22 protein-coding genes and 1 tRNA gene are annotated in these 26,616 nt (G+C 74.0%); 11 read left to right on the top strand and 12 right to left on the bottom strand.

The window, feature by feature from the left end; genetic code table 11:
• Window positions 1-202: 202 nt before the first annotated feature.
• The 3 genes from BLU95_RS16100 to BLU95_RS16090 form a co-directional block, all read right to left on the bottom strand.
• Window positions 203-1,666: an ABC1 kinase family protein gene (locus BLU95_RS16100; protein ID WP_093860629.1), complete on the bottom strand. Its 1,464-nt coding sequence runs from the start codon at window positions 1,664-1,666 to the stop codon at window positions 203-205.
• A gap of 222 nt (window positions 1,667-1,888) precedes the next feature.
• The gene (locus BLU95_RS16095; RefSeq protein ID WP_093860628.1) at window positions 1,889-3,412 is read right to left on the bottom strand and encodes an FAD-binding oxidoreductase; all 1,524 of its coding nucleotides are present in this window, start codon (window positions 3,410-3,412) and stop codon (window positions 1,889-1,891) included.
• A gap of 178 nt (window positions 3,413-3,590) precedes the next feature.
• Window positions 3,591-4,679: a ThiF family adenylyltransferase gene (locus BLU95_RS16090; protein WP_159424900.1), complete on the bottom strand. Its 1,089-nt coding sequence runs from the start codon at window positions 4,677-4,679 to the stop codon at window positions 3,591-3,593.
• A 255-nt stretch (window positions 4,680-4,934) separates the two neighbouring features.
• On the opposite strand from BLU95_RS16090, the gene BLU95_RS16085 reads away from it, so the two are divergent.
• Window positions 4,935-5,642 carry a M48 family metallopeptidase gene (locus BLU95_RS16085; protein ID WP_093864910.1) on the top strand — a complete coding sequence of 236 codons (708 nt, stop codon included), beginning with the start codon at window positions 4,935-4,937 and terminating at the stop codon, window positions 5,640-5,642.
• Window positions 5,643-5,818: 176 nt separating this feature from the next.
• Here BLU95_RS16085 and BLU95_RS16080 read toward each other — a convergent pair whose 3' ends face one another.
• Window positions 5,819-6,433, bottom strand: a complete 615-nt coding sequence (locus BLU95_RS16080) for an NUDIX hydrolase (protein ID WP_093860626.1) — start codon at window positions 6,431-6,433, stop codon at window positions 5,819-5,821.
• Window positions 6,430-7,995 carry a zinc-dependent metalloprotease gene (locus tag BLU95_RS16075; RefSeq protein WP_093864909.1) on the bottom strand — a complete coding sequence of 522 codons (1,566 nt, stop codon included), beginning with the start codon at window positions 7,993-7,995 and terminating at the stop codon, window positions 6,430-6,432. Before BLU95_RS16075 ends, BLU95_RS16080 begins: the two co-directional genes overlap by 4 nt.
• A gap of 209 nt (window positions 7,996-8,204) precedes the next feature.
• Between BLU95_RS16075 and BLU95_RS16070 the strand changes: the two genes are divergently transcribed.
• The 4 genes from BLU95_RS16070 to BLU95_RS16055 all read left to right on the top strand — a co-directional run bounded on the left by BLU95_RS16070 (window position 8,205) and on the right by BLU95_RS16055 (window position 11,545).
• Window positions 8,205-9,353, top strand: coding sequence for an NAD-dependent epimerase/dehydratase family protein (locus BLU95_RS16070; protein WP_502689848.1), 1,149 nt, complete (start codon window positions 8,205-8,207; stop codon window positions 9,351-9,353).
• Window positions 9,354-9,519: 166 nt separating this feature from the next.
• A complete protein-coding gene (locus BLU95_RS16065; RefSeq protein ID WP_231978589.1) occupies window positions 9,520-9,960 on the top strand; it encodes a molybdenum cofactor biosynthesis protein MoaE in 441 nt (146 codons plus the stop codon).
• 255 nt (window positions 9,961-10,215) lie between these two features.
• On the top strand, window positions 10,216-10,404 hold the full coding sequence (locus BLU95_RS16060; protein ID WP_093860624.1) for a hypothetical protein: 189 nt from the start codon (window positions 10,216-10,218) through the stop codon (window positions 10,402-10,404).
• Window positions 10,405-10,468: 64 nt separating this feature from the next.
• The gene (locus tag BLU95_RS16055) at window positions 10,469-11,545 is read left to right on the top strand and encodes a YlbL family protein (RefSeq protein WP_093860623.1); all 1,077 of its coding nucleotides are present in this window, start codon (window positions 10,469-10,471) and stop codon (window positions 11,543-11,545) included.
• A gap of 110 nt (window positions 11,546-11,655) precedes the next feature.
• Here the strand turns inward: BLU95_RS16055 and BLU95_RS16050 are convergent, their stop codons facing one another.
• A complete protein-coding gene (locus BLU95_RS16050) occupies window positions 11,656-12,219 on the bottom strand; it encodes a PPA1309 family protein (protein ID WP_093860622.1) in 564 nt (187 codons plus the stop codon).
• 197 nt (window positions 12,220-12,416) lie between these two features.
• Between BLU95_RS16050 and BLU95_RS16045 the strand changes: the two genes are divergently transcribed.
• From BLU95_RS16045 to BLU95_RS16035, 3 genes are all read left to right on the top strand, one after another.
• Window positions 12,417-15,389: a UPF0182 family membrane protein gene (locus BLU95_RS16045; protein WP_093860621.1), complete on the top strand. Its 2,973-nt coding sequence runs from the start codon at window positions 12,417-12,419 to the stop codon at window positions 15,387-15,389.
• A 67-nt stretch (window positions 15,390-15,456) separates the two neighbouring features.
• Window positions 15,457-15,530 (top strand) — tRNA-Met (locus BLU95_RS16040).
• A gap of 357 nt (window positions 15,531-15,887) precedes the next feature.
• Window positions 15,888-17,855 carry a tetratricopeptide repeat protein gene (locus tag BLU95_RS16035; RefSeq protein ID WP_093860620.1) on the top strand — a complete coding sequence of 656 codons (1,968 nt, stop codon included), beginning with the start codon at window positions 15,888-15,890 and terminating at the stop codon, window positions 17,853-17,855.
• Between the two features lie 27 nt (window positions 17,856-17,882).
• On the opposite strand, the gene BLU95_RS16030 is transcribed toward BLU95_RS16035, so the two are convergent.
• Window positions 17,883-18,302, bottom strand: a complete 420-nt coding sequence (locus BLU95_RS16030) for a Fur family transcriptional regulator (RefSeq protein WP_093860619.1) — start codon at window positions 18,300-18,302, stop codon at window positions 17,883-17,885.
• A 104-nt stretch (window positions 18,303-18,406) separates the two neighbouring features.
• Here BLU95_RS16030 and BLU95_RS16025 point away from each other — a divergent pair, with 104 nt between their 5' ends.
• The gene (locus tag BLU95_RS16025; RefSeq protein WP_093860618.1) at window positions 18,407-19,885 is read left to right on the top strand and encodes a catalase; all 1,479 of its coding nucleotides are present in this window, start codon (window positions 18,407-18,409) and stop codon (window positions 19,883-19,885) included.
• Between the two features lie 282 nt (window positions 19,886-20,167).
• Here the strand turns inward: BLU95_RS16025 and hisN are convergent, their stop codons facing one another.
• From hisN to BLU95_RS16000, 5 genes are all read right to left on the bottom strand, one after another.
• On the bottom strand, window positions 20,168-20,965 hold the full coding sequence (hisN, locus tag BLU95_RS16020; protein WP_093860617.1) for a histidinol-phosphatase: 798 nt from the start codon (window positions 20,963-20,965) through the stop codon (window positions 20,168-20,170).
• 60 nt (window positions 20,966-21,025) lie between these two features.
• Complete coding sequence (locus BLU95_RS16015; protein WP_045939100.1) at window positions 21,026-21,349, bottom strand: DMT family transporter; 324 nt, start codon at window positions 21,347-21,349, stop codon at window positions 21,026-21,028.
• Between the two features lie 170 nt (window positions 21,350-21,519).
• Window positions 21,520-22,575 (bottom strand): ribosome small subunit-dependent GTPase A, encoded by a 1,056-nt coding sequence (rsgA, locus tag BLU95_RS16010; protein ID WP_093860616.1) that lies wholly within the window; start codon window positions 22,573-22,575, stop codon window positions 21,520-21,522.
• A 15-nt stretch (window positions 22,576-22,590) separates the two neighbouring features.
• Window positions 22,591-23,922, bottom strand: a complete 1,332-nt coding sequence (gene aroA / locus BLU95_RS16005; RefSeq protein WP_093860615.1) for a 3-phosphoshikimate 1-carboxyvinyltransferase — start codon at window positions 23,920-23,922, stop codon at window positions 22,591-22,593.
• 112 nt (window positions 23,923-24,034) lie between these two features.
• Entirely contained in the window at window positions 24,035-24,751 is a 717-nt protein-coding gene (locus BLU95_RS16000) for a M50 family metallopeptidase (RefSeq protein ID WP_093860614.1), read from the bottom strand.
• A gap of 131 nt (window positions 24,752-24,882) precedes the next feature.
• Here BLU95_RS16000 and BLU95_RS15995 point away from each other — a divergent pair, with 131 nt between their 5' ends.
• The gene (locus BLU95_RS15995) at window positions 24,883-25,641 is read left to right on the top strand and encodes an SOS response-associated peptidase (RefSeq protein WP_093860613.1); all 759 of its coding nucleotides are present in this window, start codon (window positions 24,883-24,885) and stop codon (window positions 25,639-25,641) included.
• 99 nt (window positions 25,642-25,740) lie between these two features.
• Complete coding sequence (locus BLU95_RS15990) at window positions 25,741-26,415, top strand: alpha/beta hydrolase family protein (RefSeq protein WP_502689847.1); 675 nt, start codon at window positions 25,741-25,743, stop codon at window positions 26,413-26,415.
• Window positions 26,416-26,616 lie beyond the last annotated feature (201 nt).

The following is a 26,616-nucleotide window of genomic DNA, read 5'->3' as shown; positions in this document are numbered from 1 at the left end:
TGGGGACGACCCGAGGCGATGTCGCCATGCCCGGGCAGTGCCGCCGGGTGACCGGGACGCCGGCACCCGCCCGGCCCCGCCGGACCCCCGTCGCGCCGCAGGCCGCCCCCCGACATCGGGGGGCGGCCTGCGGCCGTTGCCGCCGCGCCGCGCGGCGGGGCGAACGGTGGGGCGAGTGGTGGGGCGGCGGACGACGGCGCGGTCAGCCCTCGGCCGAAGGGCCCCGGCGCCGCGGGGCCGTCGACCGCTTCGCCGCCGCGGCCTTCCGGGTCGGGGCCTTCGGGGCCGTGCCCTTCGGGGCCGCCGCCTTCGCGGTCGGTCGGCCGGCCGCCGAGCCCGGCGCCGCGAACTCCGGCAGCCACTCCAGCATCTCGACCCGGAACGGCGCCTTCGCACCCAACTGGCACAGCACCCCGATGGTGCTCAGCGTCACCCGATGGATCAACAGGTACGACGGCGGCAGGTTCAACTGCTTGCCCAGGTTGTACGCGGGGGAGCGCGGATCCGCGATCCGCGCCGCCTGGGCCCGCATCCACGCCCGCGTGAAGTGGAACGACTCCACCGCCGCCGGCTCGATGATCGGCACCAGGTAGTCCAGTACCGCGTCCGGGTCCAGCTCGATCGAGGGCTTCACGAAGCCCTCCTCGCGCAGCATCGCCAGCACCCCCGCCGCGTCGCCGGCCAGTGCCATCCGCAGGGACGCCCCGATCGGCGCCGGCAGCCCGCCCGGCAGCCGGTCGACCGTGCCGAAGTCCAGCACCCCCAGCCGCCAGCCCTCCACCGGGCCGTCGTCCTTCAGCAGCCGGAAGTTGCCCGGATGCGGATCCGCGTGCAGCAGCCCCGTCCGCGACGGACCGGCGAACAGGAACCGCGCCAGCAGCTTTCCCGCCCGGTCCCGCTCCTCCTGCGTCCCCGAGGCGATCACCTCGGCCAGGGGCGTGCCGTCCATCCACTCCGACACCAGGACCTGGTCGGCCTGGGCGACCACCCCGGGCACCGCGATCTCCGGATCGTCCGCGAACTCCTCGGCATGACGGCGCTGGGCCTGGGCCTCCAGCTCGTAGTCGAGCTCCTCGGCGACCCGCTCCCGCAGCTCGGTGATCAGCGGCTTGATGTCCAGGCCCGGAATCAGCGGTCCCAGCAGCCATGCCACCCGGCTCAGCTGCGACAGGTCCGCCAGCAGCGCGTCGCCGGCTCCCGGGTACTGGACCTTGACCGCGACGGTGCGGCCGTCGTGCCACACCGCCCGGTGCACCTGGCCGATCGACGCGGCCGCCGACGGGCGGTCCTCGAACTCCAGGAACAGGCTCCGCCAGTCCGCGCCCAGCCGCTCCGCCAGCGCCGCGTGCACCTTCGCGGCCGGCATCGGCGGCGCGGCGTCCTGCAGCTTGGTCAGCGCCGCCCGGTACGGTCCGGCCACCTCCTCGGGCAGCGCGGCCTCGAAGACGGACAGCACCTGTCCGAACTTCATCGCCCCGCCCTTGAGCTCGCCCAGGACCTTGAACAGCTGGTCGGCGGTCGCCTGTTGCAGTTCGGCGGTCACCACCTCGGCCGACCGGCCGCCGATCCGCTTCCCCAGCCCCAGGGTGGCCCGGCCGGCTATCCCCAGCGGCAGGGCGGCGAGTCTTGCCGTGCGGGTCATTGCCTTGCGCGGAAGATCGCTCACCCGGGCCTCCAAGTCGACATGCCCCAGGCCCCCGCGGCGGGGGCCGACCGTCATACGCCATTGTGCCCGCTCGACGGTGCGGCCCCGGCCGGAATCGGCCGCCCCGCCGGGGCGGTGCCGGTCGCGGTCGGGCCCGGACCTCGAGCCCGAACCTCGGGCCCGAAGATCCGAGTCCGGAGATCCGGTCCGGCCGTGGGGCGCGGGCCCCACGGCCGGGCCGGATCAGGCGCCGACGGCCTGGGCGAAGGAGAACAGCCGGTGCGGGTCGTACCGGCGCTTCACCGCGACCAGTCGGGGATAGTTCTCCCCGTAGTAGGCGTGCCGCCAGTCCGGCAGCCCGGGATCGACGAAGTTCTGGTAGGTCTCGCCGGAGGAGTGCGGGTCGAGCACTGCGAAACCGGCGTCCGCCCAGCTCCGGGCCGCCGCGATCGCCGTCGCGTCCACCGGCCCGGAGGCGATCACCGCGCCGAGGCTCGCGTTGAACAGCGCGTTCCGGTGGACGTAGGCGGTGGCCGTGCGCGCCGGATCGTTGGCGGCGCCGCCGAGCGCGTTCAGCTGCACCATTCGCTGCTGCCCGGCCAGCCGGTCCCGGTCCAGCAGGCCGACCGCGGCCTCCCAGACCGAGCGCGGCGGCGGGGCGTCGAACAGCCGGCCCCGGTCCACGGCCGCGGTCGGCCGGGGCAGCACGGCGGCCGGCCCGGTACCCGTCCGGTGGCACTGGTCCTGGGTGTAGGAGCCGCAGCCGTAGAAGCCCATCATGACGGACAGGTAGGGGGCGGTGTAGCCGCTCCGGGAGGCCGGCACCGCGCCCACCAGGTCGACCAGTCGGCCTGTCTGGGTGTTGAGTTCGGCCTCGGTGCCGATCGAGCCGACCAGTACCGAGACGAACGGGGTGGCGCCGGGCGCGGCGTCCCGAAGGCCGACCACCGCCCCGCCGCCCAGGGTCCGCGGGGCGTCGGGGAGCCAGTGCGTCCAGGCGTCCAGCACATCCACCGCGCGGTCGAAGGACCAGCTGAGGCTGGCCATGGTCAGGGTGGTCACCGGCACCGGGGTCACCGTGTAGGAGGTGACGACACCGAAGTTGCCGCCGCCACCGCCGCGCAGCGCCCAGTACAGGTCGTCGTGCTCCTCGGCCGAGGCGGTGACGGTCCGGCCGTTCGCCAGCACCACCCGGGCCGAGGTCACCTTGTCGCTGGAGATGCCGGCATGGCGGGTCAGCAGGCCGATTCCGCCGCCCTGGAGGAAGCCGCCGAGGGACACGGTGGGGCAGAAGCCGCCGGAGACGGCCAGGCCGTGCGGGGCGACCGCGTTGGTCACGTCGACGAGCTGGGTGCCGCCGCCGAAGGTCGCGGACCCGGGCGTCACCGCGGCGCTGTTCAGCCGGGAGACGTCGACCACCAGGCCGGTGCCGGTGGACCAGCCGCCACCGCTGTGCCCGCCGGCGCGGACGGCGATCGGCAGGTCGTGGTCCTGGGCGTAGCGGAGGCAGAGCGAGACGTCGGCCTCGTCGGCGCAGTAGGCGACGGCGGCCGGTTCGACCGAGTCGAAGCGGGCCTGGCCGATCTGCTTGGCGACGCCGTAGGTCGGGTCACCGGGGAGGACCAGCGTGCCGTGCAGACGGTCGGACAGCCTGGACCATCGTCGCCGCCGGGCCTCGGCCGCGGTGGCGACGGCGGGCAGGGCCGGGACGGCGGCCAGCGGGACGGCCAGGGCCCCGGCGCCGATGAGCGATCTGCGAGTGATCATGTCGATACCTCTCGGTGAGGTCGTGCACGAGCGTTGCGATCGTTGCGCGGGCCACTCTCGGCGTCCGCCGGGCGGCCGACGCCACAGTAGTAGCTCCGGGGCCTCGCGGTGCCCTCTTTCCCCGTGCGACTGACGAATGATCAAGACTCCACCCCTGTCACCCGGTTGGCGCTCCGTCCTAGTGCGGCGCGGTCGGTTGCCAGAGGCATCCGCACTCCGGGTGGCCCTTGAGCCGCAGGCGGCGGGACGTCCCGTCGACGGCCGAGATCTCGCACCAGCCGTCCAGGCTGGGCGGGCGCCCGCCGTCCAGGAACACCTGGGCGTGCAGCGCGGCCAGCCCGGCGACCGAGGTGGCGAGCGCGATGTCGCAGGCCGGCGTCGGGGCCCGCCCCGGGCCGCCGTCGGCGAGTTGGGCGAGGATCCTCGGCCAGGCGGCGTCCTGGTCCTCCCGGGTCAGGACCAGGCAGTGACCGCAGGCCGACACTCCCGGCGCGACCAGGGGGCCGACCACCCCGTACTCCTCGACCACACCGACGTAGAGGTGCGGGACGCCGGCCCGCAGCAGCTCCCGGGCCAGTGGTGTGCCGCCGGCGAAGGCCGCGCTGCCGTCGCGGGGCGTGAGCACCACCAGGTCGGGCGGCCCGGGCCTCGGGCGCCGCTTGCGCCGGGCCGGGCTCCGGGCCGCCGCCCGGTCGACGGCCTCGCGGGCGGCGGTGGCACGGACCCGGCCGACGTCGGCCGGCGGGAGCCCGGCGGGGGAGCAGTCGCCCGGTGCGACCCGGCCGGAGTCGACCACGGTGACCGTGCCGACGCCGCCCGCGGCGAGCACGGCGCCGACGGCCGCCCCGATCCGGCCGGCGCCGCGGACCTCGACGGCCTGCTCGGGCCGCCGGGCCAGGACGGCGGGTGCGGCACCGGGTCCGGGGTGGATCAGCGACAGCGAGGCGAGGTCCGGGCCGAGCAGCTCGCGGTGGGGCTGCGGGAAGAGGGCGAGGGCGCCGGCCGCGGCCTCGGCGTCGTCGAGCACTCCGGCCTCCTCCAGGAGGTCGAGGAGGGAGTCGGCCGGGTCGCGCCCGAAACCGATCCGCTCGCTCTCGGCCAGGAGGGCGGGCCGGTCGCGAGTGCCGTCGACGAGGTCGAGGAACTCGCGCAGCATCGTGCCGGAGGCGCGGGCGAGTACGCCCGCGTGCTGCGGGACGGTGCCGAACTGCAGGGTGTCCGAGTCCCGCCAGCTGCGGGAGAGGGCGGGCTTGAGGGCGAGGCGCACGGTGGTCTTCCTCCCGATCGTTTCCGGACGGCCGACGGCAGCATGCCCGATCGGGGAGCCGCGGTGCGGCGGGTTGTCCACAGGTGCGGGGCTATGACCGGATGATCTGTTCGCATGCCCTGTGGATAACTTTCCGTCCGGACCGATGTCCGATTCCGGACACCTTCCGTCGGCCTTTCGTTCCCGATCGCTCCACGAAAGATTTCGGCCACGGCAGCGGACTTCTGTCAGGGGTAACGGGTAACGTCGTGTGCCATGGCAGCCGAACGGGACTCCCATCCCTCGGCGTCGCCTCGGCGTGCCCGTGCAGCGTCCGGGTCGCAAGTGGCGGCGCCGAGCACGCGTGGGCGTCCGGAACAGCAGTGTCCGGAGCAGCAGCCGTCGCCCGCACGGGAGCCCTTCGACCGCTCCCGGGTGGAGGTGCGGCGCAGTGCCCGCCGCAGCCGGACGGTGTCCGCGTACCGCGAGGGCGATCGCACGATCGTGCTGATCCCGGCCCGGATGTCGCACGCGGAGGAGCAGCGCTGGGTCGCGCAGATGCTGGAGAAGCTGGCGGCCCAGGAGAGCCGCCGGGTGCTCGGCGACGATGCGCTGGTGGCCCGGGCGCGGGAGCTCTCGGTGGCCTATCTGGGCGGTCGGGCCCAGCCCGCCCAGGTCCGCTGGGTGACCAACCAGAACTCGCGCTGGGGTTCGTGCACCCCCAGTGAGCGGACGATCCGGCTCTCGCACCGCCTGCAGGGGATGCCGGAGTACGTGGTCGACTACGTGCTGCTGCACGAGCTGGCGCACCTGCTGGTGCCGGACCACGGCCCGGACTTCTGGGCGCTGCTGGAGGCGTACCCGCGGACGGAGCGGGCGCGGGGCTATCTGGAGGGTGTGGTGTCGGCGGCCAGGTTGCCGCACATCCCGGGGGCCCGGCACGAGGATCCGGCGGAGCCCGGTCCGGCGGAGTCCTGCGGCTGAGTCCTTCGGCCGGGTGTCCTGAGGCCGGGTGCCTCCCGGGGCCCGGCGGGAGGCGGACGGGAGACGGCCCGGGGACGGCCCGGGGACGGCCCGGGAGACCGAGGAGCGCGACGGCAGGAGGGGCGCGGGCCACAGTGGCCCGCGCCCCTCCTGCCGTGCTCGCGCTCCTGAACGCCTCAGCCGGTGAGGTCGCGCGCGCGGGCGACGAGGTCGCGCACCGACTGGTCCGTGAGCTCCGGCAGCCGGTCGTAGTCGAACCAGCGCAGGTCGAGCGACTCCTCGCTGATCAGCGCCTGGGCGCCGGGCGGCGCCACCGCGATGTACTGGACGTCGAGGTGGGTGTTCTCCGGCCGGTCCTTGCCGGTGCAGCGGACCTGGTGGCGGTCGAGCTTGACCGGGACCGGCGCGCCGTCGCGGGTGAGCAGCGCGAGGTCCGGGATGCCGGACTCCTCGGTGGCCTCGCGCAGGGCGGCCGCGGCGAGGTCGGGATCGCCGGGTTCGCAGTGGCCGCCCATCTGCAGCCAGCGGCCGACCTTGGGATGCAGCGTGAGCAGCACCCGCCCGGCGGCCGGGTCGACGACGGCGGCGCTGGCGGTGATGTGGGCGGGCAGGCAGGAGCGGTACATGCCCCCGGGCTGCTCGGCGAGGTGGCGCAGGTAGTCGAGGCGGAGCCGGTCCTGCTCGGGCTCGGCGGGCCGCCAGTCGGTCAGCGCGCGGACCGCGTCGGCGTGCAGCCCGCCCGGGGCGTCCGGTCGGAGGGTGTCGGCGCGGTCCGTGTCGGTGGTCGTCACGCGGTGGGCTCGCCCTTCCCCTGGTTGCCGTTGCCGTCGTCGTCGCCGTCGGCGTCGTTCTTCGTCAGGTCGGGCCGGGCGGTGCCGGTGGCCCCGCCCGCGGCGGCTTCGCCGAGCAGCTTGTCGAGGGCGTCGAAGTCGATGCCGCCCTCCAGGTCGTCGGCGCTGCCGCGGTGCACGAAGGCGTCCGGGTCGTCGAGGTCGGCGGCGGTGGGGAGCATGTCGGGGTGCTGCCAGAGGTCGTCCCGGCCCTCGGTGCCGCGGGCGTCGGCGAGCAGCGCCCAGAGGCGGGCGGCGTCGCGCAGGCGGCGGGGGCGCAGTTCGAGGCCGACCAGGGTGGCGAAGGTCTGCTCGGCGGGCCCGCCGGCGGCGCGGCGGCGCCGGACGGTCTCGCGCAGGGCGCCGGCCTGCGGCAGGTGGGGCTCGGCGGCGGCGTGCACGACGGCGTCGACCCAGCCCTCGACGAGCGCGAGGGCGGTCTCCAGGCGGGCCAGGGCGGCCTTCTGGGCGGGGGTGTCCTCGGGCTGGAGCAGACCGCCGGCGAGGGCTTCCTGGAGGGCCTCGGGGTTGCCCGGGTCGAGCTGGCCGACCAGCTCCTCCATCCGGGAGGTGTCGACCTTGATGCCCCGGGCGTACGCCTCGACGGCGCCGAGGAGGTGGGCGCGCAGCCACGGCACATGCGCGAACAGCCGCTGGTGGGCGGCTTCGCGCAGGGCGAGGTAGAGGCGGACCTCGTCGGCCGGCACGCTGAGGCCCTCGCCGAACTCGGCGACGTTCTGGGGCAGCAGCGCGGCCTTGCCGGCGGGGGCGAGCGGCAGTCCGACGTCGGTGGAGCCGACCACCTCGCCGGCGAGGGCGCCGAGGGCCTGGCCGATCTGGGTGCCGAACATGGCGCCGCCCATGGACCGCATCATGCCCATCAGCGGGCCGGCCATGGCCTGCATCTCCTCGGGGAGGACGCCGCCCATGGCGTTGCCGACGCGTTCGGCGACGGGGTCGACGAGGTCCTTCCAGACCGGGAGGGTGGCCTCGATCCACTCGGCGCGGCTCCAGGCCACGGCGGCGGCGGCGCCGGAGGGGAAGGTGGTGACACCGTCGAGCCACAGGTCGGCGAGGCGGACGGCCTCGACGACGGCGGAACGTTCGGCGTCGCCGACGGAGCGGTCCTTGCTCTTGCCCTCGGCGGGCTCGGCGACCACGGTCTGCCGGGCGATGTCCTTGGCGAGGTCCCAGTTCACCGGGCCGCCCTCGAACGAGAGCATCTGGCCGAGCTGCTGGAAGGCGGCGCCGAGGTCGTTGGGGTTGAGGCCGCCGAACATCGCCGCGAAGGGGTTGTCGCCCGCGCCGGGAGCGCCGGGGCCACCCGCGCCGGGGCCGCCGGGCATGCCGGGCAGGCCCATGCCGAACAGGGCGCCCAGCGGGTTGTTCCCGCTGAAGCCGAAGGGCTGCGGACCGGCGGGCTCGTCGCCCTGGTCCTTCTTCTTCCGGTCGTCGTCGGGCTTGGCCTTGCCGTCCTCGGGCTCCTCGGGCGGAACGCCGAATCCGAAGGGAAGGTCGCTCACGGGGTCCTCGATCCGGTCGGCCGTCATACGGGTGGTGGCGGTGTTTCCTGCTGCCCGGGGCGGTCGGCGGAGCTGGGGGACTCCCCGCCGGCGGGCGGCTCCCGGACGGCTGGCCCGCGCCGGGTGCACCGCCGGGCCTCAGCCTCGGGCAGGATGGACGTACGTGACACACGTACGTACGCACATAAGCTAACCGTGGAGGATGGCCGGTGAGTTCCCCGCCTTCGGACGTTCGCTCTGGGCTGACCGGAGGAGAGGACGCCCCGGACACCACGGCGTCGCCGCCTCCAGCCTATGCCGGAAGACCCCTCACCGTGGCGGTCACAGGTGCCGCCGGGGTGTTCGGCGAACGGGTCGCGGCCCGGCTGGTGGCCTCGCCGGGGGTCCGGAAGGTGCTGGCCGTCGACGACCGGCGCGGTGAGGTGCCCGGTGTGCAGTGGCGGGTGCTGGACGTCCGCGACCCGGCCGTGGCCGAGCGCCTGGCCGGGGTCGACGTGGTGGTCCACCTCGCGATGGACCTGGGCATGGAGTCCGACCCGAGGGCGCGCAGCGCCTACAACGTGCGGGGCGCGCAGACGGTGCTGACGGCGGCCGCGGCGGCCGGGGTGCACCGGGTGGTGCTGTGCACGTCGGCGATGGTCTACGGCGCGCTGCCGGACAACGAGGTGCCGCTGGCGGAGGACTCGGAGCTGCGGGCGACCGAGGAGGCCTCGCTGGTCGGCGACCTGCTGGAGATCGAGCGGCTGGCGCGCCGCGCGCCGAGGGCGCACCCGGGGCTGCAGGTGACGGTGCTGCGGCCGGCCGTGGTGGTGGGCCCCGGGGTGGACACCGTGCTGACCCGGCACTTCGAGGCGCCGAGGCTGCTGGTGGTGGCCGGGTCCCGGCCGTGCTGGCAGTTCTGCCACGTCGACGACCTGGCGGCGGCACTGGAGTACGCGGCGCTCGGCCTGGTCGAGGGCGAGGTGACGGTCGGCTGCGACGGCTGGCTGGAGCAGGAGGACGTGGAGCGGCTGTCGGGGATCCGGCGGATGGAGCTGCCGGCCTCGCTGGCGCTGGGGACGGCGGCGCGGCTGCACCGGCTGGGGCTGACCCCGGCGCCGGCGGGGGACCTGGCGTACACGATGTACCCGTGGGTGGTGTCGGGGAGCCGGCTGCACGAGGCGGGCTGGCGTCCGACGCACACCAACGAGGAGGTGCTGGCGGAGCTGCTGGCGCAGGTGTCGGGCAAGCACGCGGTGGCGGGTCGGCGGCTGGGCGGCAAGGAGGCGGCGACGAGTCTGGGCGCGGCCGGCGCGACGGTGGCGCTGGTGGGCACGGCGGCGCTGGTGCGGCGGGCGCGCAAGCGGCGCCGGTTCTGAGCGGCCCGGTCCCGGGCTCCGCGGCCCGGGCCCGGCTCCGGTCCCGGTCCGGGGGCCGCGGCCGGACCCGCGCTCTTGAGCTCGTCGTTCTCACGATGCGAAATTTCGCAATCGTGATGCGGAAGGTACTTGCCCCGGCCCGCCCGGCATGGGCAATCATGGGGGCATGTCCGAGAACCACGACCCGATCCGCCTGCTCGCGATCCGCGACACCCCGCTCTCCCTCGACGAGGTGTACGAGGCGGTGGGTGACGACGCGGCCGGCGGGACGACCGTCTTCGTCGGGACGGTCCGCGACCACGACGGCGGCAAGCACGTCACGGCGCTGGAGTACAGCTGCCACCCGACGGCGGAGCGGGAGATGCGCCGGGTGGCCGAGAAGGTCGTCGCCGACTTCCCGGTCCGCGCGCTGGCCGCGGTGCACCGGGTGGGCCGGCTGGGGATCACCGACAAGGCCGTGATCGTCGCCGTCTCCTGCGCCCACCGGGGCGAGGCGTTCGCCGCCGCCCGGCGGCTGATCGACGACCTCAAGCACGAGGTGCCGATCTGGAAGCACCAGGTCTTCGCCGACGGCGAGGAGGAGTGGGTGGGCGCGGGGAGCTGCTGAGCAGCCGTCCGCACAGTCGTCCGCACAGCCGTTCGTACGATCATCCGCACGGTCGCCCGCGAGTCCACCTGTGCACCGCTCGCGCCCCGCGACGCGCAGGCGCGCCGGTCGCTCACTCGAACGGGTGCGGGCCGCTGCGCCGGATACTCCCTGGCAGTGAGCCGATCGGCCGTGCCGTAACCCGGACGGCGCCCGCAGCGTTGTCCGTCGGGATGGTTAATCTGCTCATAGACACGACGAGCTGGGAGTACTGAGATGGCTGTGCTCGCCTGGTTGATCATTCCCTGCGTCGCCGCGGTGCTGGCCACCGTGTGGGCGGGTTGGGCCCAGCGGTCCCCGAGAGCGACGGGGGACCCGGCCTCGCTGGCGGAGCACCAGCGGTTCATGGCCGCGATGCAACGCACCACCGCCGGCGGCGGCTCCGAGGAGCGCTCCGGCCGCTGACCCCGCCCGGCGGTCCCGACGACCCGCCGGGCGCACGGTCACCCGCGTCCCGTACTGTCGAGGCATGCCACGCCGCTCTGCGACGATGCTCGCCGCCACCCTGCTGCTCATAGCGCTGCTCTGTGCCTCGGTGCTGATGAAGGTGCCGTACACCGAGATGAGCCCGGGCCCGACGTACAACACGCTCGGGGTGCAGGAGAAGACGGGCACACCGGTGATCACCATCACCGGCCACGAGTCGTACCCGGCGAGCGGTCACCTCAACATGACCACCGTCCAGGTCACCGGCGCCAAGTACGAGCCGAGCCTGGTCAACGCGGTGGTGGGCTGGCTGCGCGACGACGTGCTGGTGGTGCCGCACGACAACGTCTACCCGAAGGGCCAGTCCGACGCCGACGCCAAGCGGCAGAACGCCGAGGAGTTCGCGCTCTCCGAGGACCACGCCCGCACCGCCGCGCTGACCCAGCTCGGGATCCCGATGGGCAGCGAGCTGATCGTCCAGGCCGTCACCGCCGGTGCCCCGGCGGAGGGCCGGCTGCACGCCGGGGACCAGATCGTCGCGGTCGACGGCACCCCGGTGGCCGACGCGGACGCGGTCGCCAAGGCGGTCACCAAGCACCAGCCCGGCGAGCCGGCGGTCTTCACCGTGGTGCCCCGGGTCAAGGAGGGCTCGGCCGAGCCCGGGACCCGCACCGACGTCAGCGTGCCGACCGTGAAGTCCCCGGACACCGGCGCCGCGATGGTCGGCATCCGTCCGGGCCTGCGGCACACCTACCCGTTCCGGATCGACATCGGGCTCCAGGACGTCGGCGGGCCCAGCGCGGGCCTGATGTTCTCGCTCGGCATCATCGACAAGCTGACCCCCGGCGACCTGACCGCCGGACGGTTCGTGGCCGGCACGGGCACCATCGAGGACACGGGCCAGGTCGGGCCGATCGGCGGCATCTCGATGAAGCTGATCGCGGCCCGGGAGGCCGGCGCCGAGTTCTTCCTCACGCCGGCGGCGAACTGCGCCGAGGCCGCCAAGAACACCCCGTCCGGGCTGCGGCTGGTCAAGGTGGAGACGCTGGACGGCGCGCTCAAGGCGCTGGAGCAGGTCCGGGACGGGCAGAACTCCGCCCTGCCGTCCTGCGCCTCCTAGTACCTGCTCACGCCCACCTGCTCACGCCCACCTGCTCACGCCCACCGGCTTCCGCAGACCGGCTTCCGCCCACCGGGTCCGGCCGTGACCGGACCCGGCCGGGAAGTACATCAGGAGAAGGTCGCCAGCAGCGCCTCGGTGAGGCCCGGCACCAGGTCGGGGCCGGTGAGCACCTCGCGCGCGACGTCCTTGGAGCGCAGCCGCAGCGCGATCTCCCGGCTGCCGTCGCGCAGCACGGCGGCGGTGATCCGCACCTCCTCGCGCTTGGGGTGGTTGGCCACCCACTCGGCGAGCTGGGCGTCGTTCGCGTTGCGCGGGCGGGACTGCTCGGCGCCCGGCGGCAGCATCAGGCGCTCGACGACCAGCGCGCAGCCGACCACCGCGGCGGGCCAGGCGATGGTGCCGAGGAACTTGTCCAGCTCCATGCCGGCGGGCAGCTCGTCCTGCTCGACCGGGGTGAGGCCGGGCTGGTCGCCGTCGGCGAGGCCGAGCTGATCGGCGATGCGGGGGTCGGCCTTGCGCAGCGCGGCGCTGTCGACCAGGGCGAAGAGGCGGGCCGGGAGGTCCCAGCCGAGGGTGGCGGCGTACTCGTCGATCTCCAGCGCGGCCCGGGTCAGCGGGCTGCCGGCCGGGAGGGTGGAGACGTCGTCGGGGAGGTTGGATCCATCGGACATGTCTCAATCCTCACACGCCGGACGGTGCGCGCGGCGCGGCGCCGGGCCGCGGCCGGGGCCCCGGGGGAGGGCCCGTGCCGGGCGGGGTTGTCGTAACCGTCTGCTAACGGTGGGAACTCGACCAAAGACTGGTTAAGTTGCACTGAGGACCGACCGACTCCAGACGACACAACTGAGGTGCCACCGTGGTATTCCAGATGCCGGAACGCTCAGGGCCGGGGTTCCGGCGCAGGGTAGGCCCGCCCTCCCGGCGGGCGCGGGTGCTCCTGCTGACCCTGGGCGTACTCGCGGTGCTCTTCCTGCTGTTCGTCATGTTCGCGGGGTTCTGGACGGACTGGCTCTGGTTCAGGTCCGTCCACTACTCCTCGGTGTTCACCACCCAGCTGTGGACGAAGATCGGCCTGTTCGCGGTCTTCGGCCTGCTGATGGCGGTGATCGTCGGCTTCAACGTGTGGCTGGCGCACCGGCTGCGGCCGCCGCTGTCGGCGATGTCGGTCGAGCAGCAGAGCCTGGACCGGTACCGCTCGGGGCTGGCGCCGTTCAAGCGCTGGGCGCTGCTCGGGGTGTCGCTGGTGATCGGGCTGGTGGCCGGTGCCGCGGCCTCGGGCCAGTGGCGGACCTGGCTGCTGTGGACGAACGGGACCTCCTTCGGCGAGAAGGACGCGCAGTTCGGCAAGGACGTCTCGTTCTACGCCTTCGACCTTCCGTTCTACGAGTTCCTGCTGGGCTTCGCGTTCAGCGCGGTGATCGTCTCGCTGCTGACCTCGGCGCTGGTGCACTACCTCTACGGCGGACTGCGGCTGCAGGGCCCCGGCCGGCGGGCGAGCACGGGCGCGCAGGGGCACCTGGCGGTGCTGCTGGGTGTCTTCGTGCTGCTGAAGGCGGTCGCGTACTGGCTGGACCGGTACGCGCTGGCGGTGAAGACCGGCGCCTACCGCGAGGTCTCCGGCTGGACCGGCCTGCGGTACGTGGACGCCAACGCGTTCCTCCCGGCGAAGACGATCCTGTTCTTCGTCGCGGTCATCTGCGCGGTGCTGTTCTTCCTGACCCCGGTGCGGCGCACCTGGGCGCCGGCCCTGATCGGGCTGGGCCTGATGGTGCTGTCGGCGGTGCTGATCGGCGGGGTGTACCCGGCGATCGTGCAGCAGTTCCAGGTCAAGCCGAACGAGCAGGCCAAGGAGACGCCCTACATCCAGAAGAACATCGACGCGACGCGCCGGGCCTACGGGATCGCGGACAGCCAGACGACTCCGTACACCCCGAAGGGCAGCACCGACGCCGAGTCGCTGAAGCCGGACGCGCAGACCATCGCGGACATCAGGCTGATCGACCCCAACGTCGTCTCGCCGACCTTCCAGTCGATCGAGCAGCAGCGGTCGTACTACGCGTTCCCGCAGACCCTGGACGTGGACCGGTACGGCAAGGGCGAGGGCGCCCAGGACACCGTGATCGGCCTGCGCGAGCTGGACCTCAACGGTGTGCAGCGGAACTGGATCAACGACCACTTCAAGTACACCCACGGTTACGGCGCGGTCGTGGCCAAGGGCAACCAGGTCAACGACAAGGGCCAGCCGGTCTTCACCGAGTCCGGCCTGCCGGCGACGGGTTCGCTGGGCGACTACCAGCAGCGGATCTACTACGGCGAGAAGACCTCGACGTACTCGATCGTGGGCGGCTCCAACCAGGAGATCGACTACACCACCGACTCCGGTGAGAACAAGCAGTACAAGTACACCGGCGGCAGCGGCGTCTCGCTGGACAACCCGCTGACCCGGGCCGCGTACGCGGTGAAGTTCGCCGAGCCGCAGATCCTGTACGCGGGGGCGATCACCGACGGCGCCAAGGTGATCTACGACCGGACGCCCAAGGAGCGGGTGGAGAAGGTCGCGCCGTGGCTGTCGATCGACGCCGACCCGTACCCGGTGGTGGAGAACGGCCGGGTGGTCTGGGTGCTGGACGGCTACACCACCTCGGACGGCTACCCCTTCTCGTCCAAGACGACGCTGGGCACGGCCACCAAGGACTCGCTGACCAACCAGCGCGGTGAGCTGCTGACCGTCGCCAACCAGGTCAACTACATCCGCAACTCGGTCAAGGCCACCGTGGACGCGTACACCGGCGAGGTGACGCTGTACCAGTGGGACGAGAACGACCCGGTGCTGAAGACCTGGATGAAGGCGTTCCCGGACACCGTGAAGGCCAAGGCGGAGATCCCGGGCACGCTGCTGTCGCACCTGCGGTACCCGCAGGACATGTTCAAGGTGCAGCGCGACCTGCTGGGCCAGTACCACGTGACGGACGCCGACTCGTTCTTCAACGGCAGCGACATCTGGCAGGTCCCGGTGGACCCGACCAGTGACACCAAGCAGTTCCAGCCGCCGTACTACCTGACGGTCCGGATGCCGGACCCGGCGGTCACGTCGGCGAGCTTCTCGCTGACCACCACCTTCGTGCCGCGCGGCCGGGACAACCTGGCGGCGTTCATGGCCGTCAGCGCGGACCCGGGGCCGGACTACGGCAAGATCCGGATCCTCAAGGTGCCGGGGGACTCCAAGACGCTCGGCCCCAACCTGGTGCAGTCGCAGTTCAACTCGCGGCAGGAGGTCGCGCAGCAGATCACCCTGCTGAAGAGCGGCGGCGACTCGGAACTGGAGTACGGCAACCTGCTGACGCTTCCCGTCGGCGGCGGGCTGCTGAACGTGGAGCCCGTGTACGTCCGCGGGCGGGGTGCCAAGTACCCGACGCTGCAGAAGGTGCTGGCGGTCTACGGCAACGACAACGTGGCGTTCGAGAACACGCTGGAGGAGGCGCTGCGGAAGGTGTTCGCGGGCGCGGCTCCGGCGACCACGCCGACCGCGCCCACCGCGCCGGGGACGCCGACGACGCCGACCACGCCGACCACCCCGACGCCGGGGGTCACCCTGACGCCGGAGCTGCAGAAGGCGATCACGGACGTGCTGAAGGCGCAGACCGACGCGGACGCCGCCGCCAAGGCCGGCGACTGGGTGGCCCTGGGTCAGGCGCAGAAGGCGCAGAGCGAGGCCGCCAAGGAGCTGGCGGCGGCCCAGCAGAAGGCCGGGATCACCCCGGCCCCGACGCCGTCGGGCACGGCACCGGCCACCCCGCCGGCCACCCCGCCGGCCTCGCCCGCACCGACCGGCGGCCCCTGAGCTGCGCTGATCCCGCGGTAACCGATTTCGGCCCCACCTCGCGCCCGTGCTATGGTTCAACTACCGACGCGGGGTGGAGCAGCTCGGTAGCTCGCTGGGCTCATAACCCAGAGGTCGCAGGTTCAAATCCTGTCCCCGCTACTCAGTAGCAACGAAGGCCCGGAGGACTCGTCCTCCGGGCCTTCGTCGTTCGTCCGCACGGGTGGCCGGGAACGCTCCGGTACCATCGAGCGTCGCCAAGGACGACGGCAACGGGGTTTGTGAGGGGCGAGTGTCGGGAAATCGACAAAGCGCCGAAGCAATCTCGTCGGCTCAGGTCCGCCTCGCCGAATTCGGCCGGGGCAGGTGTACGCGGGTTGCGGGTGATGCGACGATGGGACACATGGGGGACGTTGCACGGCCGCTGACCGGCCGTCGGGTCGATGCGGCCCCCGTGGAGCTCCCCCGGCCCAGAGCCGGAGGACGACGCCGCGACACTCAGGGGGAGCGGGAGTCGGCATGAGGCTGATCGGCAGGAACGGGACGGGAGCGGGGCCGGCGGCGACCACCGAGGCGGACACCGAGACCTGGGCGGAGAGCCCCGAACGGCGGCCCGGCGCCCTGCCCGCGCAGCGCACCAGCGGTCTGGCCGAGCGCCGGCCCGCGGGCGGCTACGGCCCGGACTCCCTGGTGCACGTCCCGGCCGGCGGCCTCGCCGCCGCGCTCGGCGCCCACGGCGCGTCCGACGGCCCGGCCGGCCCGGACGTGGAGGGCGACCCCGGCTTCGACTCGGCCAGCTTCGAGACCGCGCTCGCCGCCCGCGAGCAGGCCGCCCTGGAGGCCCGGCACCGGCGCGCCGCCGACGACGGCGACCCGGACGCGGCCGCCCGGCTCGGCACCCTGCTGCTGCGCCGCGGGGACCTGGCGGACGCCGAGCCCTATCTGCGGGCCGCCGCCGCGGCGGGCCTGCGCGCGGCCGCCAACAACCTGGGCGTGCTGCTGCACCAGCGCGGCCACCGGGCCGAGGCGGCCCAGTGGTGGCGCCAGGCTGCGGTGGCCGGCAGCGCGCCGGCCGCGCACGCGCTCGGCCTGCAGCTGCGCGACCAGGGCGAGGAGGAGGCGGCCGAGTACTGGCTGCACTTCGCCGCCGACCACGGCCACCCGCTGGGCGCCTACGCGCTGGGCGACCTCATGGAGCACCGCCGGGACGTCCGCGCCGAGCGCTGGTTCAAGGTGTCCGCGGACGCCGGGCACCGGGAGGGCGCCTACCGGCTGGCCCGGATGCGTGAGGCGGCGGGGGACAAGGAGACCGCCGAGGCCTGGTACCGGATCGCCGCCGCCCGCAGCCACGCCCGGGCCGCGCTGCGGCTGGGCGTGCTGCTGGAGGACCGGTCCGGCGGGGAGGCGCCGCTGCTGGACGAGGCCGCCCGGTGGTACCGGCAGTCGGCGCAGAACGGCGAGCCCCGGGCCGCGTGCGCGCTGGGCTACCTGCTCCGCGACTCCGGGGACCTCGGCGCGGCCGCCGAGTGGTGGCAGGAGGCCGCCGAGGCGGGTGACGGCAATGCCGCGAACGCGCTGGGCGCCCTGCACGCCTCGCGCGGAGCGGCCGCCGAGGCGGAGCGCTGGTACCGCAGCGCGCTGGAGGCCGGGGACCACAACGGGGCGTTCAACCTGGGGCTGCTGTGCGCCGGGGCGGGCCGTGACCAGCAGGCCGAGCAGTGGTACCGCCGGGCCGCGTACGCCGGGCACCGGGAGGCCTGCAACGCGCTGGCCGTGGTGCTGCTGCAGCGCGGCGACGAGTCGGGTGCCGAGCCGTGGTTCTCCAAGGCCGCCGAGGCGGGCAGTGTGGACGGCGCGTTCAACCTGGGCGTGCTGCACGCCGGGCGCGGTGAGCAGCGGCAGGCGCAGGAGTGGTACGCGCGGGCCGCGGCGGAGGGGCACGGCGAGGCCGCGCTGCAACTGGCGGTCGTGCAGGAGCAGCGGGGCAACGCGGCGGGCGCGCTGGAGCGCTACCGGCAGGCGGCGGCGGGCGGTTCGGCGGAGGGAGCGTTCCGGCTGGCCTCGGTGCTGGACCGGCGCGGGGACGCGGACGCGGAGGCCGAGCACTGGTACGCGTCGGCGGCGGACGCGGGGCACCGGCGGGCGCAGGTCCGGATGGGGGTGCGGGCGGCCGAGCGGGGGGCGCTGGAGATCGCGGAGAGCTGGTACCGGCGGGCGGCGGAGGCGGGCAGCCGCAGCGCGGCCTTCAACCTGGGACTGCTGCTGGCGCGGCAGGACAGCGAGGCCGAGGCGATGCTCTGGTACACCCGGGCGGCGGACGCCGGGCACGGGCGGGCGGCGCTGCGGCTGGCCCTGCTGGCGCTGCGCCGGGGGGAGCCGGTGCAGGCGGAGGGCTGGTGCCGGCGGGCCGCGGACTACGGTCCGGCGGAGGTCGCCGAGCGGGCGGGCCGACTGCTCGGCGCGCTGCACGCGGAACTCAGCGCGTAGCAGTTCCCCGTCGGAGGTCCGCGCGGCTCAGGGTCTGTTCGCACACTGCGGACACAGCCCGCGGTAGGTGATCTCGGCGCCGGAGACGGTGAAGCCGAACCGCTCGGCCTCGGGCAGCGCGGCCAGCGGGTCCCCGAGCGGGTGGACGTCGCGGATGGCGCCGCAGCCCGAGCAGATCAGGTGCTGGTGCGCGTGGTGCGCGTTGGGGTCGTAGCGCTTGGCGCGGCCGTCGGTGGCCACCTCCAGCACCTCGCCGATGCAGACGAGTTCGCCGAGCGTGTTGTAGACGGTGGCGCGGCTGATCTCGGGCAGCCGTTCCACCGCGCGGGCGTGCACCTCGTCGGCGGTCAGGTGCACGTGCTCGCCGTCGAGCACCTCGGCCACGACCCGGCGCTGCGCGGTCAGCCGCCATCCACGTCCACGAAGTCGTTCCAGCAGGTCACTCATGGACCAAGGGTAAGTGAGACTCCGAGTTTGGTTCCAGTGTTGACTTGGACAAAGTCCAAGTTAGGATCGGTTCGTCACGACCGGATCACGCGGAGGCCCCTCACATGACTACCCAGGACGAGCTGCGCCCCACCCTCACGACGGAGGCGGGTGCCCCCGTCGCCGACAACCAGAACACCGAGACCGCCGGTGTCGGCGGTCCGGCGCTGATCCAGGACCAGCTGCTGTTCGAGAAGCTCGCGCACTTCAACCGCGAGCGCATCCCGGAGCGCGTGGTGCACGCCCGCGGCGCCGCCGCCTACGGCACCTTCACGCTGACGGCCGACGTCTCGCGCTGGACCCGGGCGGCCTTCCTGTCCGAGGTCGGCAAGCAGACCGAGACCTTCCTGCGGTTCTCCACCGTGGCGGGCAACCTCGGCTCGGCGGACGCGGTGCGCGACCCGCGCGGATTCGCGCTGAAGTTCTACACCGAGGAGGGCAACTACGACCTCGTCGGCAACAACACCCCGGTGTTCTTCATCAAGGACGCCATCAAGTTCCCGGACTTCATCCACACCCAGAAGCGGGACCCGTACACCGGCTCGCAGGAGGCGGACAACGTCTGGGACTTCTGGGGCCTGTCGCCCGAGTCCACCCACCAGGTGACCTGGCTGTTCGGCGACCGCGGCATCCCCGCGTCCTACCGCCACCTGAACGGCTACGGCTCGCACACCTACCAGTGGCAGAACGAGGCCGGCGAGTACTTCTGGGTGAAGTACCACTTCAAGACCGACCAGGGCATCAAGAACCTCACCGCGGACGAGGCCAACCGGCTCGCCGGCGAGGACCCGGACAGCCACCAGCGCGACCTGCGCGAGGCCATCGAGCGCGGCGAGTTCCCGACCTGGACGGTGCAGGTCCAGATCATGCCGGCCGAGGACGCGGCGAACTACCGCTTCAACCCGTTCGACCTGACCAAGGTCTGGCCGCACGAGGACTACCCGCCGATCGAGATCGGCAAGCTGGAGCTCAACCGCAACCCCGACAACGTCTTCGCCGAGGTCGAGCAGTCGATCTTCTCCCCGGGGCACTTCGTGCCCGGCATCGGTCCGTCCCCGGACAAGATGCTCCAGGGCCGGCTGTTCGCCTACGCGGACGCCCACCGCTACCGCGTCGGCATCAACGCCGACCACCTGCCGGTGAACCGCCCGCACGCCACCGAGGCGCTCACCAACAGCCGGGACGGCCACCTCTACGACGGCCGCCACGGCCGCCGCAAGAACTACGAGCCGAACAGCTTCGGCGGCCCGGTGCAGACCGGCCGCCCGCTGTGGGCCCCGACCCCGGTCACCGGGGCCACCGGCAACCACGAGGCGCCCTCGCACGCCGAGGACGACGACTTCGTGCAGGCGGGCAACCTCTACCGGCTGTTCTCCGAGGAGGAGAAGCAGCGGCTGGTCGCCAACCTGGCCGGCTTCATCGCCAAGGTCTCGGCCGACCGCGACGACATCGTCGAGCGGGCGGTCGAGAACTTCCGCAAGGCCGACGCCGACTACGGTCGGCGTCTCGAGACCGCGGTGCGGGAACTGCGCAAGCAGGGCTGACGCACCGCGAGGCGGGGCCCGGTGAGGGGCTCCGCCGAGCAGCGGGCCCCGGATGCCGAGGAGAACCGGCATCCGGGGCTGTGTTGTCGCCCGCTCGCCTCCGGGGCGCTCTGCGCCGGTGCCGACGGTCGCGCTCCGAGGCCCCTTCGTTCCTCAGGGGCCTCCTCGCTGCTCCCTTTCGGCACCGGCGCGCCCCTTCGGCTCGGGGCGGGAGTCGCCCGCTCGCCTCCGGGGCGGGATCTTCGCCCGCTCGGCTCCGGGGCGCTTCGGTCCGGGAGGTTGTCAGACGCTCAGCCGGTCCAGGGCCTCCTGGTGGAGCAGGCCGTTGGAGGCGACGGCGTCGGCGCCGCCCGGGCCCGGGACGCCGTCCAGGCCGGTGAAGCGGCCGCCGGCCTCCTCGACGATGACGCTGTTCGCGGCCATGTCCCACAGCGACAGCTCCGGCTCGGCGGCGATGTCCACCGCGCCCTCGGCGACCATCATGTAGGACCAGAAGTCCCCGTAGGCGCGGGTGCGCCAGCAGGCCCGGGTGAGGTCCAGGAACGGCTCCAGCCGTCCGCGCTCCTCCCAGCCGGACAGCGAGGAGTAGGAGAACGAGGCGTCCTCGATCCGGGAGACCCCGGACACGTGGATCCGGGACGCCTTGGCGAGGCTGCGGCCCGCGTACGCGCCGAGGCCCTTGGCGGCCCACCAGCGGCGCTGCAGCGCGGGCGCGGAGACGATGCCGACGACGGGGCGCTCCACGCCGTCCGGGCCGTCCTCCAGCAGCGCGATCAGGGTGGCCCAGACCGGGACACCGCGGATGTAGTTCTTGGTGCCGTCGATCGGGTCGATCACCCACCGGCGCGGGCCGGAGCCCTGCAGCCCGAACTCCTCGCCGAGCACCGCGTCGCGCGGGCGGGCCCGCTGCAGGATGCTGCGCACCAGCTCCTCGGCGGCCTTGTCGGCGTCGCTGACGGGCGTCAGGTCGGGCTTGGTCTCGATCCGCAGGTCGAGTGCGCGGAAACGCTCCAGGGTGACCGAGTCGGCCGAGTCGGCGAGGACATGGGCGAGTCGGAGATCGTCGTGGTAGTCGGCCATGCCGGAAACCCTAGCGCGGACCCGCCCCCGGACCCGGGCTCCGGCCCCGTCGGGTGTCCGTCAGTGGGCCGAGCCGCTGAGCTGGAGACCGATCACCCCGGCGATGACCAGGGAGATCGAGACCAGCTTGAGCACCGAGGTGGTCTCCTCCAGGAAGAGCATGCCGTAGATCGCCGTGCCGGCGGCCCCGATCCCGGTCCACACCGCGTAGGCGGGGCCCACCGGGAGGGTCTTCAGCGAGATGGTCAGCAGGCCGAAGCTGCCCAGGGCGAAGACGCAGAAGCTGACGGTGGGCCAGAGCTTGGTGAAGCCGTCGCTGAGCTTGAGGTTGATCGCGAAGCCGGTCTCCAGCAGTCCGGCCAGGATCACCAGGGCCCATGCCATCGCGTGCTCTCCCTGTCGGTCGGGGATCGGTCGTGATCGGTGGGAACGGTCGGGACCGGTGGGCGGGCCCGGGTGCCGGGCGGACCGTGATCCGGCCCGACTTTCCTATGATCACCACGAGCGGGCCGTCCGACACCTCGAACACCGGAACCGGTCCGCCGCACCGGCCGTCAGTCGCCCTCCCGGGCCTCCTTGCTGGCGAGCAGCCGGCGCAGCGAGTAGAGCCGGGCCTGCTCGGCGTGGCCGTCGGCGACCCAGGCGTCCAGCGCGCAGTCCGGCTCGTCGTGGCTGCACGCGCGCGGGCACTCGACGGTGCCGGGCTCCAGGTCGGGGAAGGCCAGGATGACCCGGGACGGGTCGATGTGGGAGAGCCCGAAGGAGCGGAAGCCGGGGGTGTCGATCACCCAGCCGGTGTCCAGCGCCTTCTTCGAACCGGGCTTGGCACCGGGCGGCGGCGGCAGCCGCAGCGCGAGCGCCGACACCGTGGTGTGCCGGCCCCGGCCGGTGACGGCGTTGACGTGGCCGGTGACCCGCTGCCGCTCCGGGACGAGCGCGTTGACCAGGGTGGTCTTGCCGACGCCGGAGTGGCCGATGAACACCGTACGCAGCCCGCGCAGGTGCTCCCGGACGGCCTCGGCGCCGGCGCCCTCCAGCTCGTCCCGGCGGGTGACCACGTACTCGATGCCGAGCGGGGCGTAGGCCTCCAGCAGCGGTTCGGCCGGGGCCAGGTCGGCCTTGGTCAGGACGAGCAGCGGCTCCATCCCGGCGTCGTAGGCGGCGACCAGGCAGCGGTCGATCAGCCGGGGCCGGGGCTCCGGGTCGGCCAGCGCGGTGACGATGGCGAGCTGCTCGGCGTTGGCGACGACGATCCGCTCGTAGGGGTCGTCGTCGTCCGCGGTGCGCCGCAGCACCGAGGTGCGCTCCTCGACCCGGACGATCCGGGCCAGGGTGTCGGCGTCCCCGGAGAGATCGCCGACCAGGGAGACGATGTCGCCCACGACCACGCCCTTGCGGCCCAGCTCACGGGCCTTCATGGCGGTGACCTGGCGCTCCTGCTTGGTGCCCGGGTCCACCAGGCAGGTCACCCGGCCGCGGTCGACCGTGAGCACCATCGCCTCGTCGGCGTCCTCGTGCTTGGGCCGGATCCGGGTCCGCGGCCGGGAACCCCGGCGGGCGGGGCGGTTGCGGATGTCGTCCTCGTCGGCGTCCTTGCCGTAGCGGCGCATGTGCCCAGTCCCCGCTCAGCCGCCCGCCACCGGTCCGGTGAGCAGCTCGTCCCACATGGCGGTGAAGTCCGGCAGGGTCTTGGCGGTGGTGGCCACGTTCTCGACCTGGACGCCGGGCACGGCGAGGCCGAGCACGGCGGCGGCGGTCGCCAGCCGGTGGTCCTCGTAGGTGTGGAAGACACCGCCGGTCAGCTTGCGCGGGCGGATCCGCAGGCCGTCCTCGGTCTCGCTGACGTCGCCGCCGAGGCCGTTGATCTCCTTGGCGAGCGCCGCCAGCCGGTCGGTCTCGTGCAGTCGCAGGTGGGCGATGCCGTAGAGGTGGGACTCGGAGTCGGCGAGGGCGGCGACGGCGGCGATCACCGGGGTGAGCTCGCCGACGTCGTGCAGGTCGGCCTCGATGCCGTGGATCCGGTCGCCGCCGGTGAAGCGCAGGCCCTCGTCGGTGAACTCGCAGCTGCCGCCCATCCGGGTGTACAGCTCGCGCAGCTGGTCGCCCGGCTGGGTGGTGTGCCGGGGCCAGTCGCGGACGGTGACCCGGCCGCCGGTGACCAGGGCGGCGGCGAAGAACGGCGCGGCGTTGGAGAGGTCGGGCTCGACCACCAGGTCGCGGCCGAGCAGGGCGCCGGGGGTGACCCGCCAGACGTCCTTCTCGCCGCCGTCCTCGGGGGCGTCGACCTGGACGCCGGCCAGCCGCAGCATGTCGACGGTCATCCGGATGTGCGGCAGCGACGGGACGGGGCCGCCGACGTGCCGGACCTCGACACCGTTGTTGTAGCGGGCGCCGGAGAGCAGCAGGGCGGAGACGAACTGGGAGGAGGCGGAGGCGTCGAGCTGGACGGTGCCGCCGTCCAGGGCGCCGGTGCCGTGCACGGTCAGCGGGAAGCTGCCGCGGCCGCCGTCCTCGATCCGGGCGCCGAGCGCGCGCAGGGCGTCGATCACGCCGTGCTGCGGGCGCTCGTGGCTGCGCGGGTCGCCGTCGAAGTGGACCGGGCCGTCGGCGAGGACGGCCAGCGGGGGCAGGAAGCGCATGACCGTGCCGGCGTTGCCGACGTCGACCGAGGCGGGGCCGCGCAGCACGGGGGCGGGGATGACCCGCCAGGCCTCGCCGCCGCCGGTGCCGCCGGTGTCGTTGTTGACCTGCTCCTCGATGGTGACGCCGAGGGCGCGCAGGCCGTCGGCCATCAGCTGGGAGTCGCGGCTGCGCAGCGGGCGGCGCACCCAGCCCGGCCCGTCGGCGAGCGCGGCCAGCACCAGGGCCCGGTTGGTGACCGACTTGGAGCCGGGGATGGTGACGGTGGCGTCCACGGGGGTGGTCGCGACGGGGGCGGGCCACAGGGTCTCGGTCATGCGGCCAGTCTAGGGGCCGTGGTGGGGCTCGCCCGTTCGCCTCCGATGCGCGGACCGGGGCGGGCGGCGCCGGCCGGTGCGCGGGCGCCGGGGCGGGGGCCCGGAGCGGGGATCAGAGCGGGCGCAGCAGCCAGTCGGCGCCGAGGGCGAGGGCGGCGAGGGCGGTGACGAGGAAGAGCGCGACCCAGGCGAGGCCGGGGACGCCGGTGAGCCGGGCGAGCTGGTCGGCGTCGGAGTCGTCGGCCCGGCCCTGCCCGCGCTGCCGCTGGAGTTCGAGCACCGGCCGGACGGCGCCGAACAGCAGGAACCAGGTGCCGAGGTAGGCGAAGCCGGCCTGGACCTCGGCCGAGCCGAACCAGCTGACCAGGAAGAACGCGCCGCCGGTGAGCAGCACGCTGAGGAAGCCGAAGGCGTTGCGGATCCGCACCAGCAGGGCCAGCAGCAGGGCGATGGCCAGCCACAGCAGCAGGGTGATCCGGTCGGCGGCGAGCAGGGCGGCGCAGCCGAGGCCGAGCAGGGCGGGAGTGAGGTAGCCGGCCGCGGCGGTCAGGACCATGCCGGGGCCGGTGGGGCGTCCGTAGGACAGGGTGAGGCCGGAGGTGTCCGAGTGCAGCCGGATGCCGGCCAGCTTGCGGTTGGTGGTGAGGGCGGCGAGGCCGTGGCCGCCCTCGTGGGCGATGGTGACGGCGTTGCGGGCGATCCGCCACAGCGGGCGGGCGAGCACGGTGAGCAGCGCGACACCGCCGGCGGCGAGGACGAGCCAGCCGGGCGGGTCGGGCTGGGTGCCGGTGACGGCGGTCCACAGCTCGTCGAGGGTCCTGGCGTCCATGGGTCTCCTCCGCCTCGGTTCGGCCGCTCCTTCGGTACGGCAGCCTGTCATGGAGGGGACGGCGGTCCCGGGGCGGGTGGTTCTGGGCGGGTGGTTCCGGGGGTCGGCCGGGACCGTGGCAAGCTGACGGCATGTGTGGTCGCTTCGCCGCGAGTAACAGGCCCGAGGACATCGTCGAGCTGTTCGGCGTGCAGCAGTGGGACCCGGCCGAGACGCTGGACCCGAGCTGGAACGTCGCCCCCACCCAGAGCGCCCTGGTGGTGCTGGAGCGGCTGCCGAAGGGGGCGGCGCGGCCGGTGCGGCAGCTGCGGGCGCTGCGCTGGGGGCTGGTGCCGCAGTGGGCGAAGTCGCCGGAGACGGCGGTGAAGATGATCAACGCCCGCTCGGACACGGTGCACGAGAAGCCCTCCTACCGGCAGGCGTTCGCGTCCCGCCGGTGCATCCTGCCGGTGGACGGCTACTACGAGTGGCAGACGGTGCCGGCGGAGCGGGGCCGGCCGAAGAAGAAGCCGTTCTTCGTGTCCCGAGCGGACGGTGCGCCGCTGGCGCTGGCGGGGCTGTACGAGTTCTGGCGCAACCGGACGGTGCCCTCGGACCACCCGGAGGGCTGGCTGGTGACGTTCACCGTGGTGACGACGGAGGCGGAGGAGCTGTTGGCGCCGATCCACGAGCGGATGCCGCTGTTTCTGGACCCGGGGTCGTTCGACGACTGGCTGGACCCGGGGCTGGCCGACGGGGAGGCGCCGGAGCTGCGGCGGCTGCTGATACCCCCGCCGCCGGGCGCGCTGCGGGCGACGCCGGTGTCGCCGGACGTCGGCAGCATCCGCAACAACCACGCCGGGCTGACCGAGCCCTGGGTCGAGGTCGAGTACGAGACCACGCTGTTCTGAGGCCCGACGCTGTTCCGAGCCCCGCCCGCACCCATCCTGTGCACCCCTTCGTGCGCGCTCCTTGCTGCGCGCCGCCGAGCCGAGAGGACCGCGACCGCCGTGACCGCCGACCCCGACCCCGTCACCGACCCCGTCACCGTCACCCGGGAGCTCGTGCCCACCCCCGCCGGGGACGCCCGGATCACCCTGCACCCGGCGGCCGGGCCGCGGGCGGTGCTGGCGCTGGGCCACGGCGCCGGGGGCGGCATCGAGGCGCGGGACCTGGCGGTGCTGGCCGCCGCGCTGCCGCCCCGGGGGGTGTCGGTGGCGCTGGTCGAGCAGCCGTGGCGGGTGGCGGGGAAGAAGGTGGCGCCCGCGCCGCGCACCCTGGACACCGGGTGGACACCGGTCGCCGAGCGGCTGGCGGAGGCCGGTCCGCCGCTGGTGGTGGGCGGCCGCAGCGCGGGCGCGCGGGTGGCCTGCCGGACCGGGCTGGCGACCGGGGCGGCGGGGGTGCTGGCACTGGCGTTCCCGCTGCACCCGCCGGGGAGGCCGGAGCGCAGCCGGGCGGAGGAGCTGCTCGGCACGGGGCTGCCGACGCTGGTGGTGCAGGGGGCGGCGGACCCGTTCGGCGGTCCGGCCGAGTTCCCGGAGCTGCCGACCTCGCACGAGCTGCTCGCGCTGGAGTACGGCAACCACGGCTTCGAGGTGCCGAAGCGCGCACCGGTGGAGCGGGAGGAGCTGCTGGAGCTGATCGCGGCCGCGGTGGGGGACTGGGTGCTGCGGCTGGTGTGAGGCGGCCCCCGGCGGACCCGGCGGACCCGGCGGACCCGGCGGACCCGCGCGCAGGGGGCGCGGATCCGCCCGTGGGGGCCGGGAATGCGCGCGGGGCCGACGTGGTTGACGCCCTTGTCAGCATGAGTCCCGGTGGAAGGCAGGGCAGATGGGTTCGATCGCGTGCCCCGAGCGGCTTGAGGAGCGCGAGGCCGAGTCGGC

Source organism: Streptomyces sp. TLI_053, assembly GCF_900105395.1.
GTDB lineage: Bacteria > Actinomycetota > Actinomycetes > Streptomycetales > Streptomycetaceae > Kitasatospora.
The sequence above is the reverse complement of the archived record's forward strand: the minus strand, read 5'-3'. Positions and strand labels throughout refer to the sequence as shown.